Origin of the sequence: Streptomyces sp. SYP-A7185 (assembly GCF_046103685.1) — a bacterium.
Taxonomy (GTDB): domain Bacteria; phylum Actinomycetota; class Actinomycetes; order Streptomycetales; family Streptomycetaceae; genus Streptomyces.
Map to the genome: position 1 here is coordinate 7,895,542 of NZ_CP122310.1, position 17,987 is coordinate 7,913,528.

Consider the following 17,987-nt stretch of genomic DNA (forward strand, 5'->3'; position numbering starts at 1 on the left):
GCCTTCCCGGCCTCAACCGCGTACGAAGTAGACGACGGTCATGGTCACGGCCGTGGTCAGGATGATGCGCCGCAGCAGCCGGGCGGTGAGGCGGCGTGCGAAGTGGGCGCCGGTGAAGCCGCCGGCCACCGCGCCGACCAGCATGGTGGCGAGGACGAGCGCTGCGCTCAGCGCGTCCGACGCCACGAGAAGCAGGGCGGTGGCGCTGAGATTGATGGCCGCGATCTGGGTGACCCGCATCGGATTGCTCGCCGCGGTGTCGAGACCGAGGCCGATGCCCCAGAGGGCGAACATCATGATGCCTACGGCCCCGCCGAAGTATCCCCCGTACAGAGCGAGGAAGAACTGGCCGATCAGGACGGCCCGGGAAGTCATGCCGATCTCACGGCCCAGCCTGTTGCTCAGCGCGTGCGAGAGGCGCCGGCCGAAGGCCAGGACGGCGGTGGCGAAGGCGAGCAGCCACGGCACCGCGGCGTCGAACGACGCCGCGGGCAGGGTGAGGAGCAGGGCGGCGCCGAGTCCGCCCCCGACCACACTGACGGCCGTCAGCGCGGTGGTCGACGTCGCCCCGACCGGGGCGATTTCACGCCGGTATACCCATCCGCTGGCCACGGCTCCCGGCACCAAGGCGATCGTCGAGGACGCGTTCGCGGTCACGGGGGACAGGCCGACCGCCACCAGGGCGGGCAGCGCCACGAACGTGCCTCCGCCGCCGACGGAGTTCAGCGCTCCGGCGGCGGTGCCTGCCAGCAGGACGAGCAGTATCTCGGACACCCGCCGAGCATCACCCTGTGGAGGGTGGGCCCACAATGCGTTATCGGTGTACCCAGCCTAAGGCTGTGCCATAGGCTCGCGGGGTGCGCTACGACCTGGACGATCTGCGGCTCTTCCTCGACATCGTGACGGAGGGGTCGATCACGGCGGGAGCGCGCCGGATGCATCTGAGCCTGCCGTCCGCCAGTGCCAGGGTCCGCTCCCTCGAACAGCAGGCCGGTGTGGAGCTCCTCATCCGCGGGCGGCGGGGCGTGCGTCCCACGCCGGCGGGGACCACGCTGGCCCGGCACGCGCGCGAGGTCCTCGCCCAGACAGTGCGGCTCGAAAGCGCGGTCGCGAGCTATACGAGATCGCCGACCGCGCCCCTGACCCTGCTGGGCGGCGGCTCGGCGGTCCACCGACTCGTGCCGCAGGCCCTGGTCACGTTCCTCCGGGCGCACCCGGACATCGACGTACGCGTCTTCGAGAGGCGCACCCCGCAGATCGTGCGGATGCTGTCCGACGGTGAGGCTGACCTGGGCATCGTCCTCGACGACGAGGCCCGCGACTGCGGACTCACGATGCAACCCCTCGGTGACGACTCACTCGTGGTGGTCGGCCAGGCGGGCGGGATCCTCTCGGGCCGTACGTCGGTGACGTACAGCGAGGCGGCCGAACATCCCCTCGTGGGCCTCGACCCCGACGCCTCGCTGCGCCGCTGGATCGAAAGGCATGTCGGCCCCCATGCCCCGGTCGTCCGCTACCGCACCACGGTCGCCAACCTCAACGTCCTGGTGGCCTTGGCCGCGGCGGGGGTGGGCCTGGCGATAGTCCCCCGCCGAGTGATCGACCCCGCCCAGCCCCTGGACGTCTGCGACCTCCAGGATCCATGGGCCCGCCGCCACCACGTACTGGCCTGGGGAACAACGACGGGCCCGCCGACCCCGGCCACGCAGTCCTTGGCGGACCACTTGCGGAGGGCTTCGGTGACTGAGTCCGGGGTGGTGGGGAGGCGGGGGGAGGTCGCTTAGGGGGTGGGCTTGGGGGTTGCGAGGGGTGACGGGGGTCGGTAGGGCTGGTGATCGTGAGGGCTGGCGATCGGTAGGGCGGGTGGTCGGTAGGGCGGGTGATCGGGACGGCGGGTGATCGGTAGAGCTGGCGAGCCGGAGCCCCCCTCGACGTGAAACGGAACGCCTACCCCATGGGCTACCCCGTGCTGGCAGGCCGCCCCGTGTTGGCAGGCCGCCCCGTGCCGCCAGGCCGCCCCGTGCTGGCCCGCAGGACCACCTCACCCCGTATCCGCTCCACCCGTGACCTGGTGCCCCGCTCGCGGAGGGCGAGGGAGAGGACGTCCCGCCCCATCTGCGTCAGCGGCAGGGAGACGGTGGTCAACGGTGGCGTGAGTTCCCCGACCAGGGGGATGTCGTCGAAGCCGGCGAGGGAGACGTCGTCAGGCACGCGGAGGCCCCGCTCCCGCAGTGCGCCCAACGCCCCCACGGCCATGACGTCCGTCACCGCGAAGACGCACGTGGGCCGCTGCCCTCGCCGGAGCAGTTCGACCGCCGCCGCATGGCCGCCGTCACGGGTGAAGGCGCCCTCGACGATCCGCTCGGGAGGGAGGCTGACCCCCGCCTCGGCGAGTGCCGCGCGGAACCCGGCCAAGCGGTCCGCGACCGTGGTGAGCCGTTCGGGACCGGTGAGTACGGCGAACTCCCGGTGGCCCAGGGTCAAGAGCGCCCGCGCCAAGGCGCCGGCCCCCTCCCGGTTCTCGGGCTGCACCGTGTCCACGCGGAGGCTGCGGTGCCGGCTGACGACGGCGACGCGGCCTCCGTCACGGGTATAGGGGGCGAGCTCCGCCTCCAAGGCCCGCTCCCACGCGGGGTCCTGGAACCCGGAGCCGATCAGCAGGATCGCGCGGGCGCGCTGGGCCCGCAGCATCGAGACGTACGCGATTTCCCGCCCCGGGGCGCGGAACGTGCTGGCCAGCATCACCAGCAGGTCCTGCTCGGCTGCGGCCGCCATCACGCCGCTGGCGATGGCCGCGAAGTAGGGGTCGCCGACGTCGTGGCAGATGACGCCGATGGTGTTGTTGGAGGAGCTGGCCAGGGCTTGCGCATGGGCGTTGGGGATGTAACCCAACTGCTCGGCCGCTTCGAGCACGCGGCGCCTCAGGTCTTCACGTACGCGCGTCGTACCGTTCAGGGCCCGCGAAGCGGTGGCCGGCGAAACCCCAGCGGTACGCGCCACGGCATGCAGGGTGACATGCACCCCCCGCCCCCGCCCCCGCCCCTTCCCGCTCCCGGCCAGGACCGAAGACGCCCCACCCCGCCGAACCCCGGGCGACAGCTCCTGTTCGCCTCCCGGCCTGGGAAAAAGTTGCAGTTCGTGCTCCCACTCGGGATCGGCTTGCGGGCCCGTCGCTCGCTGACCAGGGGAAAGCCGCTTGCCCCCTTGTCCGGCACCGGATGATTGCTCCCGCTCCTGACCGGCAGTGGCAAATTTCTCCCACCGCGGTTCCTCCGCCCCCGGTCCCTGCTCGCGCCCAAGCGCCCGCACCAGCGCCCCCTTCGTCTCGCGTCGCGAAACTTCGAGCCGACCTATTGACCCTGCGGTCAGCCAGTCATTAGCGTGGCGGACACCTTATCAGAAAGCGCTTTCTGAAAGCGTTTTCCGCACTGTAGCCCGGCACCACCACCGCTCCGCAACTGCCTCCGAAGTTCGCTGAATCGCCAGGGGAGTTCACCGTGAGCCAGAGCGCACTGCAGCAGGCAACGCCCGTGAAAACGGCAGGCGTTGTCGATCGCAGCCGCCCCACCTTGCGTCAACGCACCGCCGAGGCCGCCGAGAAGAGCTGGCGTCCGCTCGTCCTGCTGCTCGTCCTCTTCGCCGCCTGGTGGCTCGTCGCCGCCACCGAGATGGTCGAGGCGTACCTCGTGCCCTCGCCCGGCGCCACCCTCGACGTCATCCTCGACAAGCCGGACTACCTCTGGCAGCACAGCTGGGTCACCACGTACGAGACCCTGCTCGGCTTCGTCATCGCCGTGGCCGTCGGGATCCTCTCCGCGGTCCTCATGGTCTACTCGACCACCGTCGAGAAGACGCTCTACCCGATCCTCCTCTTCGCCCAGGTCGTGCCGAAGATCGCGATCGCCCCGCTGTTCGTCGTCTGGCTCGGCTTCGGCATCGCGCCGAAGATCCTCATCGCCGTCCTGATCGCCTTCTTCCCCGTCGTCATCTCGATGGTGACCGGCCTCAAGGCCGTCGACCCGGAGATGCTCCAGCTCTCCGCCACCATGGGCGCGCGACCCTGGCAGACCTTCCTCAAGATCCGCTTCCCGGCCTCGCTGCCGCACCTCTTCTCCGGCCTGAAGGTGGCCGTCACGCTCGCCGTGACCGGCGCCGTGGTGGGCGAGTTCGTCGGCGCGAACGAAGGCCTGGGATACGTCATCCTCCAGGCCAACGGCAACCTCGACACCCCGATGCTCTTCGCGGGGCTGCTCGTCATGTCCCTGATCGGCGTCATCCTCTTCGTGGTCGTCGAGATCGCCGAGAAGCTGCTGCTCCCGTGGCACGCGAGCCGCAGGGACGCGGCCGCCACCACGACGTCGTACTAGCCCCGGCGCGCCTGCTCCAGCCAGACGACGCGCCACCCCCCGGCACCCGACACACCCCCCCCACTTGCCCGTCCCACCCCTGTCAGCCGTACGCGAGAAGGGCCGTCCCATGCACGCGCGCAGACTGCTCACCGGCCTCGTCCCCCTGGCCCTCGTCGCGGTGACCGCGACGGCCTGCGGCGGCGACGACGACAAGACGAGCACCAGCGACTCCGGCAAGAAGCTCGACAAGGTCACGCTGACGCTCAACTGGTATCCGTACGGCGAACACGCGCCCTTCTACTACGGCAAGCAGCAGAAGATCTTCGAGAAGCACGGCATCGACCTCGACATCAGGGCGGGCCAGGGCTCCCAGAAGACCGTGCAGGCCACCGGCGCCGGGCAGACCGACTTCGGGTGGGCCGACACCCCGGCGGTGCTCGCGGGCGTCGACCAGGGCGTGAAGGTCAAGAGCCTCGGGGTGTTCCTCCAGACGACACCCGCATCCGTGCAGTTCTTCGACGCCCAGGGCATCAAGTCGCCCGCCGACCTCAAGGGCAAGATGATCGCGGGCACGGCCGGCGACGCGCTCACCAAGACCTTCCCGATCTTCCTGGAGAAGAACGGCATGGAGCTCTCGGACGTCAAGGTCCAGAACACCGACCCGGCGGGCAAGATCGCCGCGGTGATCTCCGGCAAGACGGACGCGCTGCTCGGGTACGCGAGCGACCAGGGCCCCACCATGCAGAACAAGGCCAAGAAGGACGTCTCGTACCTGCGCTTCTCCGAGAACGGCCTCAACTTCTACTCCAACGGTCTGATCGCCGGGCCCAAGACCCTTCAGCGCAGGGGCGATCTGGCCAAGCGCATGACCGCCGCCGTGAGCGAGTCCTGGGCGGCCGCCGAGAAGAGCCCGGAGCCCGCGGTCGCCTCGATGGACGGCGCGTCCGAGCAACTGCCGCCCAAGGACGTGCTGTCCGAGCAGTTCAAGACGACCCTGACGCTCCTGCACACCGACGCGACGAAGGGCAAGGCGCCCGGGGCCAACACCGAGGCGGACTGGCAGCAGACCATCGACGTCTTCTCGAAGGCGGGCATGGTCCAGAAGGCCAAACCCGTCGCGGAGTACTGGGACGCGGCCCAGGGGATCAAGGGCTGAGGGGCGGCAGGGGAATGGCGAAGGACGCAACTCTCAAGTCTCAGGAAGCAACTCTCATGACGAAGGAAACGACTCGCTCGTCCGAGGAAAGGGCCCGCACCGAAAGGGCCCGCACCTCGAAAGAAGCGGCCCCCGGGATCAGCGACGCACCACGTTCGGCGGCTGGGAGCGTAAGCCCGTCGGCCGTGGTCCTGGACGACGTCGCCGTCCGCTTCCGTACGAAGAAGAGGGACGTCACCGCCCTGCGGGACGTCTCGCTGAACGTCCGCGCGGGCGAGTTCGTGGCGATCGTCGGCCCGTCGGGCTGCGGCAAGTCCACCCTCCTGAAGCTGATCGCCGGGCTGCTCGCCCCCTCGTCGGGCGGCGTGCTGCTCGGCGGCGAGCGGGTGAGCGGACCGCGCCGCGACATCGGCTACGTCTTCCAGCGGGCCGCGCTCCTGGACTGGCGCACGGCACGCCGCAACATCCTGCTCCAGGCGGAGATGCGCGGGATCCTCGGCGCCGAGGCACGCGCGCGTGCCGACGAGTTGATCCGCATGACCGGACTCGGTGGCTTCGAGGACGCCTATCCGCACGAGCTGTCCGGCGGCATGCAGCAGCGGGTCGCCCTCTGCCGCGCCCTGCTGCACCAGCCGCCGGTGCTGCTCATGGACGAGCCCTTCGGGGCGCTCGACGCCCTCACACGCGAGCAGATGAACGTCGAGCTGAACCGCATCTGGCGCGAGACCGGAACCACCGTCCTCCTGGTGACCCATTCGATCCCGGAGGCCGTCTACCTGGCGGACCGCGTCGTCGTCATGAGCCCACGCCCCGGCACGGTGGAGGAGATCATCGAGGTCGGGCTCCCGGCCGAGCGTTCGTACGCGACGACGCTGGCGACCGACCAGTTCCGTGACGCCACCGGACGCATCCGCGAGCTGCTGGGGGCCGTGTCCGCCCACGAATGACGCACCGGCCCACCCCCCACGGCCAGGTGGGAGAAAGGCGGCGGAGAGGAGAGGGAGGGGCGGAGGGGGAGGGGCGGAGAGGTGGGTGGTCGATTGTTGCGTGTTTCAGATCTGGGATATCGTGCCAGATATGGAACATGACGAAGTCGACGACCGGCTCGCCGCCCGCCTCGCCGAGCTGCGCGCCGAACGCCGCTGGTCGCTGGGCGACCTCGCGGACCGCAGCGGCATCAGCCGCTCCACCCTGTCGCGGGCCGAACGCGCGGAGATCAGCCCCACCGCGTCCCTCCTGAACCGCCTCTGCGCCGTCTACGAACGCACGATGTCGCAGCTCCTGAGCGAGGTGGAGGCAGAGCCCGCACAGCTCGTGCGCGCCCCCGAGCAAGCCGTGTGGACCGACGCCGCGTCCGGCTTCGTCCGCCGGTCGGTGTCGCCGCCGCACGCCGGGCTGCGCGGCGAGCTCGTCGAAGGCCGGCTGGAACCGGGCGCGGACGTGGCGTACGACCGGCCGCCCGTGCCCGGCATCGAGCAGCACATCTGGGTGCTCGACGGCGGCCTCGAACTGACCGTGCAGGGTGAGACGCACACCCTCGGCGCCGGGGACTGCCTGCGCTTCCGCCTCTGGGGGCCGACGCGGTTCCGGTGCGTCGGGGATCAGGCCGTGCGGTACGCCCTGGTGGTGATCGCGCGATGAACGCCGGAGGCGTGGACGAGAACCGCGTGGGCGAGAACCGCGTGGACGAAAACCGTGTGGGCGAGAACCGCGTGGACGAAAACCGTGTGGGCGAGAACCGCGTGGACGAGGGGCGTATCGAGGAAGGACGTGTCGAGGAAGGACGTGTCGAGGAGGGGACGCCGACGCGTCTCTCCGCCGGCCAACTCCTGGCGGCAGCAGACGACTTGGCTGCCCTGCTCGTCGATGTCGTGCACGGCGGCTCCTCCCTCGGCTTCCTGGCGCCCCTGGACGGGGAAGCCGCCGTCGGCTGGTGGCGGGGCCTGGCCCCGGCCGTGGCCGACGGGCGGCTCGCCGTCTGGGCCGTGCGCGACGGCGAGCGGATCACCGGGACCATCGGTCTCGGCTTCACGGACAAGCCCAACGGCACGCACCGCGCCGAGATCCTCAAGCTCATGGTCCACGGGTCCGCCCGCGGCCGGGGCCTGGCCCGCACGCTCCTGGCCACGGCAGAACGAGCCGCCGCCGACGCGGGCGTGACGCTCCTGGTCCTGGACACCGAGACGGGCAGTCCCGCCCAGACCCTCTACCGCTCGATGGGCTGGACGGAGGCCGGAACCATCCCGGACTACGCGGCCGATCCGGCCGGGGTGCTCCACCCGACGACCCTCTTCTTCAAGAAGGTGGGCGGGCCGGTCGCACCCCGGCCGGACGACCCGGCACATCAGTACCGCAGCGCCGCCAGGTAGGCGTAACTGTTGCGTGCCGTGGCGAACGGGTCGCTGGGGGTGTCGTGCTCCACCAGCCACTGCTGGACGCCGCCCACGCGCGCGTGCTCGAACATCGCGGCGAAGTCCAGCGTCCCCGACCCGACGTCGGCGAAGCCGCCGTCCGGTGCCATGTCCTTCACGTGCAGCGCGGGGAACCGCCGCCGGTGCCGCACAAAGTACGTCGCTGGATCCGCGCCGCCCTTCGCCGCCCAGTAGACGTCCAGTTCGAAGCCGACCAGATGCGGGTCGGTCTCGGTGACGAGGATGTCGTACAGGCTCGTGCCGTCCACCACCACGTGGTCGCTGCCGTGGTTGTGGAACAGCACCGGACCGAGCCCCGCGTCGCGCGACGCCTGTCCGATGCGGTTGAACTGCCGCGCCGCCTCCCGGAATCCGTCCGGCGTGTGCAGCGCGCCGGGCAGACTCGGCACCACCGGCCACTTCGCGCCGAGGGTGTGCAGATCCTCCAGGGCCTGCGGCAGACCGCTGCCCTTGAGGATGTCGTACGAGACGTGCTCCAGGACCGCCTTCAGGTCCACCGCGTCGAGCATCCGCCGGATGGCGGCCGCGCTGTTCCCGTGCCGGCCGCTCACGCCCACCGTCGCGTACCCGATGTCCGCGAGCTGCTCCAGTGTGCCCGCGAAGTCCCGTGCCAGGACGTCGCGCATCGTGTAGAGGTGCATGCCGATGCCGCCGCGCGGGATGCGCCGGCACCGTGACGCCTCACCCGCGCGCGCGGGCAGGGCGGTACCGACCGCTGCCGCGAGCCCCATCGACGTACCGAGAAAGGCACGTCGGGTCCCGTTCAGACCGGTTCTTTCCATGGCCGTCCCCTCACTTCGCCGTGCTCCGGTCACTTCGCCGAGCTCCGATCACTTCGCCGTGGGCCGGTCACTTGGCCGTGATCCGGACCGCGCCGGTCGTCGTGTCGCCCTTGTCGTCGGTGACGGTCAGATGCGCCGTGTACGTGCCCGCGCGCGCGTACGTGTGCTCGGCGCTGCCGGTCTCGGTGCCGGATGGCTTGGCGTTGTCGCCGAAGTCCCAGTGGTACGAGGCGGCCGTGCGGCCCGCGGGGAGCTTCACCGTGCTGGTGAGCTTGACGGCGAGCGGCGGGGTGCCGCCGGCCGGTGCGGCCTTGACCGTCACCTTGGCGCCGGCCTTCTTCTCGACTCCGGGGCCGTTGAAGTGCAGCCAGTCGAGGGTCAGGAGGTCCGCCTTCTCGGAGGTCCACTCGGGGTTGGTGAAGACGGCGTACAGCTTCGTCGTGCCGTCGTGGTCGGCGAGTTCGGTGGTCGGCGAGATGAAGTTGCCCCAGCCGCCCGTGTTCGGCACGCTCACCTTGCCGAGCAGCTTGCCCGTGGGGGATCCGGCGCGGAACTCGATGTCACCGCCGAGCCCGCCCGAGGCCGCGCCCACCGTCAGGGAGTCGACGCCCTTGAGGTTCACCGGGTCGAAGGAGACCCAGTCGCCGTCCTCGATCTCGATGAGCCGCTTGCCGCCGGACGCGTCCGCGCGGTCACCGATGGTCGCACCCTCGTGCGCGCCGCCGGTGGCCGTGCGGTGCTCGCCCTCGCGATAGGAGGTCCGCAGCGTCAGCGAGGAGGAACCCGTCAGGGCCGGTACGCCGGACGCGCCCTTGTCCTCGTACTGCGCCGTGATCCCGTAGTAGAGGTTCTGGCCGGGCCCGTGGCTGTCGCCGGCGTCCGTCACGATCTCGCCCGCGCAGCCGGTGTAGTTGTCCAGCGGGTGCAGATGCGTGTCGTGGCCGAGCTGGGACTGGACGACGACCCGCGTGCAGTCGATGGGCCCGTCCTCCTTGTCCGTCACCTTGATCTTGAACGGGATCGTGTCGCCGAAGCTGAACGTCCCGCCGTTGGGCGGCTGCTGGATGGTGACCACGGGCCGGGTGTTCCCGACGGTGATCTCCTGCACGGCGAGACCGCTCAGCTCGTCCGGCCCGGTGACCTTCAGCCGCGCGGTGAACTGCCCCTTCTGGGTGTAGGTGTGCGTGGGGTTCGCCTCGGTCGAGTCGGTCGTGCCGTTCCCGTCGAAGTCCCATGCGTACGTGACGGGCTTGTCGTCCGGAAGCCCCGAACCCTCGCTGGAGAACGCCACCTTGAGGGGCGCGGTGCCGTTGTCCGGAGTGGCCTTCACGCGGGCGTCCGGCAGCCGTCCGTCCTTCACGTAGTCGATGCGGTAGATGCCCGCGCCTTCGTTGCCGCCGCCGCGGCCCGTACCGCTGCCGAGCCCGAAGTCGATGACGTACATCGCCCCGTCGGGACCGAAGTCCGCGTCGAAAGGCTGGTTCCATTTCATGTCGGGGAAAATGGAGTTGATCGAGTTCAGGTCGCCCGCCTTGGCCGGCTTGAACCGCGGATCGGTGAACGTCTGGTCCTTCTCCTGCATCGAGAAGACCTTGAACCACTGCCGCGTCAGCTCGTAGTTGAACCACTTCCCCTCGAAGTATTCGGGGAACTTCGTCTTGTACGTGTTGTCCGCGTCGTAGTCGTAGACAGGACCGCTCATCGGGCCGCCGCCACCGGTGCCGAGTTCGGGGAACTGCTCGGATGCGGAGTAGGCGTACCAGACGTTCGCGGGCTGAGCCGGCGGCAGTTCCCGCAGGCCCGTGTTGTTCGGCGAGTCGTTCACGAGCTTCGCGCAGTCGAATTTCGCGCCCGACTTCTTCGTCGCGAAGTCGTAGTCGTTGAACGGGGTGTTGTCGCCGATGCAGTAGGGCCAGCCGTAATTGCCCGCCTTGGTGATGCGGTTGTACTCGACGGTCCCCTCGGGGCCCCGGTCGGCGACCGCGCCCTTCGCGTCGGGCCCGTAGTCGGCCATCAGGAGGGCGCCGGTCAGCGGGTCGGTGGTGATGCGGAAGGGATTGCGCATGCCCATCGCGTAGATCTCGGAACGGGTCTTGTCCGTGCCCGGCGCGAAGAGGTTGCCCTCGGGCACGGAATAGGTCCCGTCGTCCTTCGGGGTGACGCGCAGGACCTTGCCGCGCAGGTCGTTCGTATTGCCGGAGGTGCCCTGCGCGTCCCAGGCGCGGCGACCCTCGCGCTCGTCGATCGGGGAGAATCCGTCCGAGGCGAACGGATCGGTGTTGTCACCCGTCGCGATGTACAGGTCGCCCTTCTTGTCGAAGGCGATCGAGCCCGCCATGTGCGAGTTCGCCCGGCCCTCGCCCCGCCACGTGGGAATGGTCAGGAGCCGCTTCTCCGTCGCCGCGTCGATCTTTCCGCCCGCTTCCGTGAAGCGCGAGAGATTGATGCGTTTCTCGGTCTTGTCGGAGTTCAGGAGATAGACCCAGTGGTTGTCCTGGAACTTCGGGTCGAGCGCGAGACCGAGCAGTCCGTCCGACTGGCTCGTCATCTCGGGGGTGTAGTCGAAGTCCAGGGCCGTGGAGACCTTCAGCGTCTCCTGGTCGATGATCTTCAGCTTCCCGGTGCGCTCAATGAAGAACACCCGGCGGTCCGGGGCGACGGCCAGCTCGAAGGGGTCGGCCAGATCGTTCGTGGCGAGCGGCGTGCGCTGGAAGGCGCCGGTCTTGGTGGCCGTGCAGTCGCCCGGCTTGTTGCCGGCGGCCCACTCGATGCCGCCGAGAACGTGCTTCAGGAAGCCCGCTTCCTGGAACGCCGCCTTGTCGTGCCCGCCCGCCGTGTACCAGGAGCGGCCGCCGTCGTAGTTCTGGCACCAGGACCACGGCTGGTCGACGCCCTCGTCGAGCCCGGTGACCCCGTCACGCACCTTCACCTGGGCGAGCGTGTGCACCTTCCCCGTCGGGTTGGTGCGCCAGTTGTACCACTCCTCCGTGCGCTCCCAGAGCTCCGGAAGGCCCTTGGTGGAGGGGTGCGCGTGGTCGAGGACCTTGACCCGTCCGGTCTGCACCTCGGGGTGCTTGTCGAAGATCGCGCCGACCAGACCCTCGTACCAGCTCCAGTCCCGCTCACTGGCCGACGCCGCGTGCAGCCCGACCCAGCCGCCGCCCCCGCGGACGTACTTCTGGAAGGCCGCGCGCTGGTCGGCGTCGAGGAGGTCGCCCTTCTCCGGGGTGGAGTTGGTGTTGTTGAAGACGATGGCCTGGAACCGGGCGAGGTTGGCGTCGGTGAAGGCGGCCGCGTCGTCGGTGGCCTCCACCTCGAAGCCGTTCTCGCTGCCGAGCTTCTCGATGGCCTCGACGCCCGCGGGGATCGAGTCGTGGGGGAAGTTCGTGACCTTGGAGAAGACCAGGACGCGATAGGGCGCCGCCGCCTTCTCGGCGTCCGCGGCCGCGCGGGGCGGGACGGTCAGACCGAGGCCGATGACGAGGGCCAGCAGGGCGACCAGCGCGAGCCAGGGGCTCGGCGTCGTGGGGCCCTGTCTCGACGTGCGGGGACCGCGTCTGGGCGCGGCGGAACTCGTGGAACTCATGGCGCTCCCTGGGCTGGGCGGGTGGACGGCTGCCGGTAGCCGGGTGTGCGGTGAGTGTGGTGAGTGCGGTGGGTGAGAAGTCTGCACGGCGTAAGAAAGCGCTTTCTCTTACGCGGGGTTCAGCGTAGGTTCCGCTCTGACGGGGGGTCAATGGGTCGGAAGGGCCTGGCGTGAGAAGGGGGTCACGCAGAGGCATCGGCACGAAGGCGCTGGTATGAGGTCGCGTGTGCGGGGGAGGGTTTCAGGATCAGCAATCGCAGCCGTAAGCCGTCCAGGGGAGCCTTTCGCAATGCCTGACCACGCTTCGACCTCCGCCCCCGCCGCCTACACCGCCGGACTCGTGAACGCGGCGGACGGCATCGCCGTCGCCACGTACACCTGGCTGCCGGAGGGCGGCAGGCCGCGCGCCTTCGTGCAGATCGCGCACGGCGCCGGGGAACACGCCCTGCGCTACGACCGCTTCGCGCGCCACCTGCTGGAGCACGGCTACGGGGTGATCGCATCCGACCACCGGGGCCATGGCGCCACGGCGCAGGGGACCGGTGGGTACGGGGTGACGGGGTCGCCTGCGGACGGCGAGCCTGCGGATGGGCCGGCCGGTGGGGCTGGTGGTTCTGGTGGGTCCGTTGGGCCCGGCGGGCCTGCCCCCGCGTTCGACAGCTGGCGGGCCATCGTCGACGACCTCAAGGCGATCGGCGACCAGGTGCGTACCCTGCACCCCGGGACCCCGCTCTTCCTGCTCGGTCACAGCATGGGCTCGCACCTGGCCAGGGACTACGCACAGGAGTATCCGGACGGCCTCGCGGGCCTGATTCTGTCCGGCACCTTCCGCTCGCTGCCGGGGGTCGGGATCGACGAGTCGATCGCCCGCCTGGAGCGCGAGATCGCCGAGGATGGCCGCGAGGCCCTCTCGTCCTACCTCCCCGAACTCTTCGCCGCCTTCAACGACCCATACCCGCACCGCACCGGTTTCGAGTGGCTTTCACGGGACGAGGCGGAGGTCGACGCGTACGTCGCCGACGAGCGCTGCGGTTTCCCCTTCTCCGCCGGGCTCTGCCTGGACTGGGTACGTGCCGTGCGCAAGATGAACGACCCTCGGAACATGGCCCGGATCCCGGCGGACCTTCCGGTCCACATCGCGGTCGGCACCGAGGACCCGTGCAACCAGGGCATGACGCTGGTCCACGAACTCGTGGAGGACTTCCGTTACCTGGGCCTCGACGACCTGACCTGGCGCGGGTACGAGGGGGCGCGCCACGAGATCCTCAACGAGACCAACAGGGACGAGGTCCAGGAAGACCTGAGGACGTGGATGGACAAGCGGGTGCTGTGACGGCTGGCTGCCGGGCGCCCTGTGCCGCCGGTGTCCGGGGGCCGCCGCCACGAGTATCAATGTCAGTGGTGTTGGCTAACGTTCGGAGCATGTCTCGAGCTCATGCCAAAGCCCAGGTCACGGGTGACGACGTCCGACGGGTCGCGCTGGCCCTGCCGGACACGACGGAGAAGATCGCCTGGAGCATGCCCACCTTCCGGGTGGCAGGAAAGATGTTCGCCACGCTCCCCGAGGACGAGACGTCCATCGCCGTGCGGTGCCCGAAAGAGGAGCGCGACGAGTTGGTCCTCGCGGAGCCGGACAAGTTCTGGATCGCCGACCACGAGGCCATGTTCGCCTGGGTGCGCGCCCGGCTCTCGGCGCTGGACAAGGACGAGCTGGCCGACATCCTCGCCGACTCCTGGCGCCAGGCCGCCCCCACCCGACTCCTGGACGCATACCCGGAGTTGGGTCTTCCGCCCACGACCTGAGGCCGAGCCAAAAGCGATCGGCCGATGTCAGTGCCCCGTGCCATGATCCCGGCAGTGACGGAGTGCGGGTGACGGAGGGCGGAGTGGCGGAGGGCAGGGTCTCGCGGCGCGATGATCCGGGCGCCCCGAGTGCCGCTGCCAGGGGAGGGGACAGCGGTGCCGGCAGGTGCAGGTGCAGGTGCAGGGGGCGGGATGGACGTGGGCGGCGCCGGTATCGGTGAGGCTGTTGAGGCCATGGGGCGCGGGAGCATCTGGTCGCGGGACTTCGGCTTCTTCTTCGGCGCACGGACCGTCGCCAAGCTCGGCGACACCATGCTGCCCGTCGCGCTGGCCGCGGGGTTGCTCCAGCACGGGTACGGCGCGGGGGCCGTCGGTCTCGCGATGGCCGCCACGACCGTATGTTTCGCGGGCCTGGTGATCTTCGGCGGCGTCTTCGCCGACCGGTTCAGCACCCGCCTGCTGATGATCGGCGCGGACGTGGTCCGCCTCGGCACGCAGTCGGTGGCGGCCTTCCTCTTCTTCAGCGGCCACGTCGTCCTCTGGCAGATCTGCGTGATCGGCGCGCTCAACGGCGCGGCCGGGGCCCTTTTCCAGCCCGGCGTCGCCAGCACGGTCCCGCGCCTGGCCGCCGACGTCCAGAAGGCCAACGGCGCGATACGCGTCGCCGAGTCGGCCGCGGCCCTGGCCGGACCGGCCGTGGCGGGCGTCCTCGTGGCCTTCGCCTCGCCCGGTGCGGTCTTCGCGGCGCACGCCGGTACGTACGGACTGAGCGCCTTGTTCCTCGTCCTGCTCCGACTGCCTGCCGCGCTGCCGGGCTCGCTGCCGCACAGCAACGGCTTCCGGGCCGATCTCGTCCGGGGCTGGCGCGAGTTCCGGTCCCGTACCTGGCTCTGGGGCGTCATCGCCATCTTCTGCGTCCTGATGATCACGACCACGGGCCCGCTGACACCGCTCGTCGCCACGCTCGTCGTACAGGAGCACGGGTCAGGGGCGTACGGCCTGATCAACTCCGCCCTGGGCGCGGGCACGGTGCTCGGCGGTCTGGTCGCCCTGCGCCTGCGCCCCCGCCATATGCTCCGGGCCGGATCCGTCGCCCTGATCGGCTACTGCGCGTTCCCGGCGTCCGTCGGCGCCCAGCTCGGCGTTCCGCTGATGGCGGCGGGCGCCGCGGTCGCGGGCGCGGGTCTCTCCTTCTGGGGAGTGATGTGGGCGACGAGCGTCCAGACGCAGGTACCGCCCGACGTCCTCAACCGCATCCATGCCTACGACGTCGCGGGGTCGATCGCCCTGCTGCCGGTCGGCCAGGCCCTCGCGGGCCCCGCCGCGAGCGCCTTCGGAGCGGAGCAGGTACTGATCACGGGCGCCGTGACGACGGTCGCCGTCTGCCTGGCGATGCTCGCGGTGCCCGCGATACGGGGCCTGGTCAGGGTGGACGGGCGGGCCCCCGTCCAGACCGGGGGAGCGGGAACGGCCCGCCCGGAACGGACGGTGAAGACGGGAGGCGGCACGCCCAGGCGATGACGCGATGATCTGATCCCGGGGGCCGGCGACGGACCGGGAGGCAGGCCAGGGGACTGACTGATCGCGACCGTGCGAGGCGCATACCGGGCAGGACCGGACCCGGCAGGACTGGGACGGGCGGGCGACGGGCAGACGGACCGGGCCCGGCAGCCGGAGGCCCGGTTGTACGAGCCCCCGGCAGGACCAGCTCCGGCGGATCAGGCCCACCAGCAGACCAGCCGAGACCTGGTCGGCCAGGCGAGGCCCGGTCGGCCAGCCGAGACCCGGCAGACCAGCCGAGACCTGGTCGGCCAGCCGAGACCCGGGGTCGGCCAGGCGAGGCTCGGTCGGCCAGGCGAGACCCGGGGGTCGGCCAGGCGAGGCCCAGCAGACCATCCGAGGCCCGGCTAAACGAGCACCCGGTGCGCCGCGCCAAGGAAGCCGGTGATCCGCTCCCGCAGGGACGGGACGTCGAGCCCATGCGCGGCCATGTGCTCGTCGATCTGCCCGTAGCGCCGCAACTCTGCACGGCCGACGCCGAGCCCGAGGATCCGGTGCGGGACATCGGCGAGCGCATCGTTCGCGGCGGCGATGGAGGTCCCGGCCAGATAGGGCTCGACCATCACGACATCGGCCACGTCCACGTCCGCCGCCCCAGCCGCCCGGCGTAGCGCCTTCGCGTCAAAGGGCCGCACGGTGGTCGCGTACAACACGGTGAGATCGAGCCCCTCGGTCGCGGCGAGAACGTTGTCCAGCATCGGCCCGACGGCGATCACGACCCCGCCCCGCCCCTCGCGCACGGTGTGGAAGCGAGCTCCGTCGACCGGAAACGCGCGAGCGTTCGACTGCACCGAGAGCCGCACGTAGACCTTGTCGTCTCCCGCGTCGACCGCGTGCCGCAGCAGCGTCTCGGCCTCGTCGGGGTGCCCCGGCACATGGACGGTCCAGCCGTCCAGGGTGTCGAGCAGTGCGACGTCGCCCGGCGACATGTGGGTGAAGCCACCGGCGGGCCAGTCGAAGGAGGCAGCGGCACTCACGAGAACTCCCCCCACCCCCTGATGCCCGAAGTCCAGCTTCACCTGCTCGAACGGCCGCTCCACGAGAAAGCTCGCAAAGGTGTGCACGACGGGCCGAAGCCCGGCAAGGGCGAGCCCGGCGCCGGCGCCGATGAGCAGCTGCTCCCGGATCCCGACGTCGATCACCCGGTCCGGATGCTTGCGCTGAGCCTCCGCGAAGGCGTCCGAACCGATCACGGCGAGGACGACGGCGACGCGCGGATCCTCGTCGAGCAGCCGCGAGACGACGGGGGCGAAGCGATCACGCATGGTGTCCATGACGGAGGACCTCCAAAAGGCTCAGGGAAGAGTGCGAAAGGAAGGGATAGAAAGGACGAAAGGCGCAGCGAGCGGAAGGTGGCCCCGCTCAAGGCCCCTTCGGCTCGACCCGGGCCACGACCGCCCGAGGCTGCCCGGGGTGGGGTGCGGTGAACGCTTCATAGAGGGCCTCGTGGTCACGTCCGTCGACGGTCGCGGTGGACCACCCGGCGGCCTCGAAGCGGGCGGCGATGCCACCGGGCCGGGCATGCCGGGCGGAGGCGTTGTCGATCACGACGGTGTGCAGCCGTTCGAGCCCGGAGGGCCCGGCGAAGGCGATGGCCTCGTGATTGCTGCCCTCGTCCAGCTCGGCGTCCCCCACGAGCACCCACACCCGCGCATCCGCGATCCCGCGGGCCTGGAGCCCCAGCGCGGTCCCGACCGCGAGCGGCAGCCCGTGCCCGAGCGACCCGCTCCCGATCTCGACGCCCGGCACGAGCACCCGGTCCGGGTGGTGTCCGAGCGGGGAGTCGTACGCCCCGAACCCTTCGAGCCACTCGACGGGGATGAAGCCCTTGGCGGCGAGGACGGCGTAGTACGCCATGGGCCCGTGCCCTTTGGAGAGCAGAAACCGGTCGCGGGCGGGATCGTCCGTCTGCTCCGGCATCTGCTCGGGTGTGACCCTGAGCACCCGGTCGTAGAGGACCCAGAGCACGTCGAGCGTGGAGGTCGCCGCGGGCCCGTGCTTCTCGTCGCCCGTCATGCGCCCCATGAGGCGGGACAGGTCTTCATATCCGTACCGGTGAGCGCGTTCCGTTGTCGTCGTCATGACACAGAGCGTGCAACCTCAAGTCCGCTTGAGGTCAACAGGCCGCAAAAGGCGTGAGCGATCACGGCTCGGAGTGCGGTATTGTTTCGGTGCACGTTCGGCCAGGGGAAACCCCAGGTCACACGGGCACCGGGACGTGGCGCAGCTTGGTAGCGCACTTGACTGGGGGTCAAGGGGTCGCAGGTTCAAATCCTGTCGTCCCGACGGAAACGTCGCAGGTAGGGGTCACCTTCGGGT

General features: G+C 70.3%; 15 protein-coding genes and 1 tRNA gene. 10 read left to right on the plus strand and 6 right to left on the minus strand.

The genetic code is table 11. The features are described 5' to 3' along the window. Window positions 1–12: 12 nt before the first annotated feature. Window positions 13–774, minus strand: a complete 762-nt coding sequence (locus QBL25_RS34570) for a sulfite exporter TauE/SafE family protein (RefSeq protein ID WP_409060881.1) — start codon at window positions 772–774, stop codon at window positions 13–15. Window positions 775–857: 83 nt separating this feature from the next. Between QBL25_RS34570 and QBL25_RS34575 the strand changes: the two genes are divergently transcribed. Next, window positions 858–1,784: a LysR substrate-binding domain-containing protein gene (locus tag QBL25_RS34575; protein ID WP_409060882.1), complete on the plus strand. Its 927-nt coding sequence runs from the start codon at window positions 858–860 to the stop codon at window positions 1,782–1,784. Window positions 1,785–1,959: 175 nt separating this feature from the next. Here QBL25_RS34575 and QBL25_RS34580 read toward each other — a convergent pair whose 3' ends face one another. Continuing rightward, complete coding sequence (locus tag QBL25_RS34580; protein WP_409060883.1) at window positions 1,960–3,000, minus strand: LacI family DNA-binding transcriptional regulator; 1,041 nt, start codon at window positions 2,998–3,000, stop codon at window positions 1,960–1,962. A 497-nt stretch (window positions 3,001–3,497) separates the two neighbouring features. Between QBL25_RS34580 and QBL25_RS34585 the strand changes: the two genes are divergently transcribed. The 5 genes from QBL25_RS34585 (at window position 3,498) to QBL25_RS34605 (ending at window position 7,874) form a co-directional block, all read left to right on the plus strand. Next, the gene (locus QBL25_RS34585) at window positions 3,498–4,367 is read left to right on the plus strand and encodes an ABC transporter permease (protein WP_409060884.1); all 870 of its coding nucleotides are present in this window, start codon (window positions 3,498–3,500) and stop codon (window positions 4,365–4,367) included. A gap of 109 nt (window positions 4,368–4,476) precedes the next feature. After that, window positions 4,477–5,505 (plus strand): ABC transporter substrate-binding protein, encoded by a 1,029-nt coding sequence (locus tag QBL25_RS34590; protein WP_409060885.1) that lies wholly within the window; start codon window positions 4,477–4,479, stop codon window positions 5,503–5,505. 56 nt (window positions 5,506–5,561) lie between these two features. After that, window positions 5,562–6,452, plus strand: coding sequence for an ABC transporter ATP-binding protein (locus QBL25_RS34595; protein ID WP_409060886.1), 891 nt, complete (start codon window positions 5,562–5,564; stop codon window positions 6,450–6,452). Window positions 6,453–6,582: 130 nt separating this feature from the next. Beyond that, the gene (locus tag QBL25_RS34600) at window positions 6,583–7,146 is read left to right on the plus strand and encodes a helix-turn-helix domain-containing protein (RefSeq protein ID WP_409060887.1); all 564 of its coding nucleotides are present in this window, start codon (window positions 6,583–6,585) and stop codon (window positions 7,144–7,146) included. Between the two features lie 188 nt (window positions 7,147–7,334). Beyond that, the gene (locus QBL25_RS34605; RefSeq protein ID WP_409062883.1) at window positions 7,335–7,874 is read left to right on the plus strand and encodes a GNAT family N-acetyltransferase; all 540 of its coding nucleotides are present in this window, start codon (window positions 7,335–7,337) and stop codon (window positions 7,872–7,874) included. Here QBL25_RS34605 and QBL25_RS34610 read toward each other — a convergent pair. Together QBL25_RS34610 and QBL25_RS34615 are read right to left on the minus strand one after the other, a co-directional pair. Beyond that, window positions 7,850–8,719 carry a sugar phosphate isomerase/epimerase family protein gene (locus QBL25_RS34610; RefSeq protein WP_409060888.1) on the minus strand — a complete coding sequence of 290 codons (870 nt, stop codon included), beginning with the start codon at window positions 8,717–8,719 and terminating at the stop codon, window positions 7,850–7,852. The genes QBL25_RS34605 and QBL25_RS34610 overlap by 25 nt on opposite strands. A gap of 67 nt (window positions 8,720–8,786) precedes the next feature. Beyond that, on the minus strand, window positions 8,787–12,305 hold the full coding sequence (locus QBL25_RS34615) for a ThuA domain-containing protein (protein WP_409060889.1): 3,519 nt from the start codon (window positions 12,303–12,305) through the stop codon (window positions 8,787–8,789). Window positions 12,306–12,594: 289 nt separating this feature from the next. Here QBL25_RS34615 and QBL25_RS34620 point away from each other — a divergent pair, with 289 nt between their 5' ends. The 3 genes from QBL25_RS34620 to QBL25_RS34630 all read left to right on the plus strand — a co-directional run bounded on the left by QBL25_RS34620 (window position 12,595) and on the right by QBL25_RS34630 (window position 15,629). Continuing rightward, window positions 12,595–13,638: an alpha/beta fold hydrolase gene (locus tag QBL25_RS34620; RefSeq protein WP_409060890.1), complete on the plus strand. Its 1,044-nt coding sequence runs from the start codon at window positions 12,595–12,597 to the stop codon at window positions 13,636–13,638. A gap of 89 nt (window positions 13,639–13,727) precedes the next feature. After that, window positions 13,728–14,108: an MmcQ/YjbR family DNA-binding protein gene (locus QBL25_RS34625; RefSeq protein ID WP_409060891.1), complete on the plus strand. Its 381-nt coding sequence runs from the start codon at window positions 13,728–13,730 to the stop codon at window positions 14,106–14,108. Between the two features lie 192 nt (window positions 14,109–14,300). Next, window positions 14,301–15,629 (plus strand): MFS transporter, encoded by a 1,329-nt coding sequence (locus tag QBL25_RS34630; protein ID WP_409060892.1) that lies wholly within the window; start codon window positions 14,301–14,303, stop codon window positions 15,627–15,629. A gap of 386 nt (window positions 15,630–16,015) precedes the next feature. On the opposite strand, the gene QBL25_RS34635 is transcribed toward QBL25_RS34630, so the two are convergent. Both QBL25_RS34635 and QBL25_RS34640 read right to left on the minus strand, forming a co-directional pair. Next, window positions 16,016–16,942, minus strand: coding sequence for a transketolase family protein (locus tag QBL25_RS34635; protein WP_409060893.1), 927 nt, complete (start codon window positions 16,940–16,942; stop codon window positions 16,016–16,018). Between the two features lie 88 nt (window positions 16,943–17,030). Beyond that, a complete protein-coding gene (locus QBL25_RS34640; protein WP_409060894.1) occupies window positions 17,031–17,750 on the minus strand; it encodes a transketolase in 720 nt (239 codons plus the stop codon). A gap of 130 nt (window positions 17,751–17,880) precedes the next feature. Between QBL25_RS34640 and QBL25_RS34645 the strand changes: the two genes are divergently transcribed. Next, a tRNA-Pro gene (locus QBL25_RS34645) sits at window positions 17,881–17,954 on the plus strand. Window positions 17,955–17,987 lie beyond the last annotated feature (33 nt).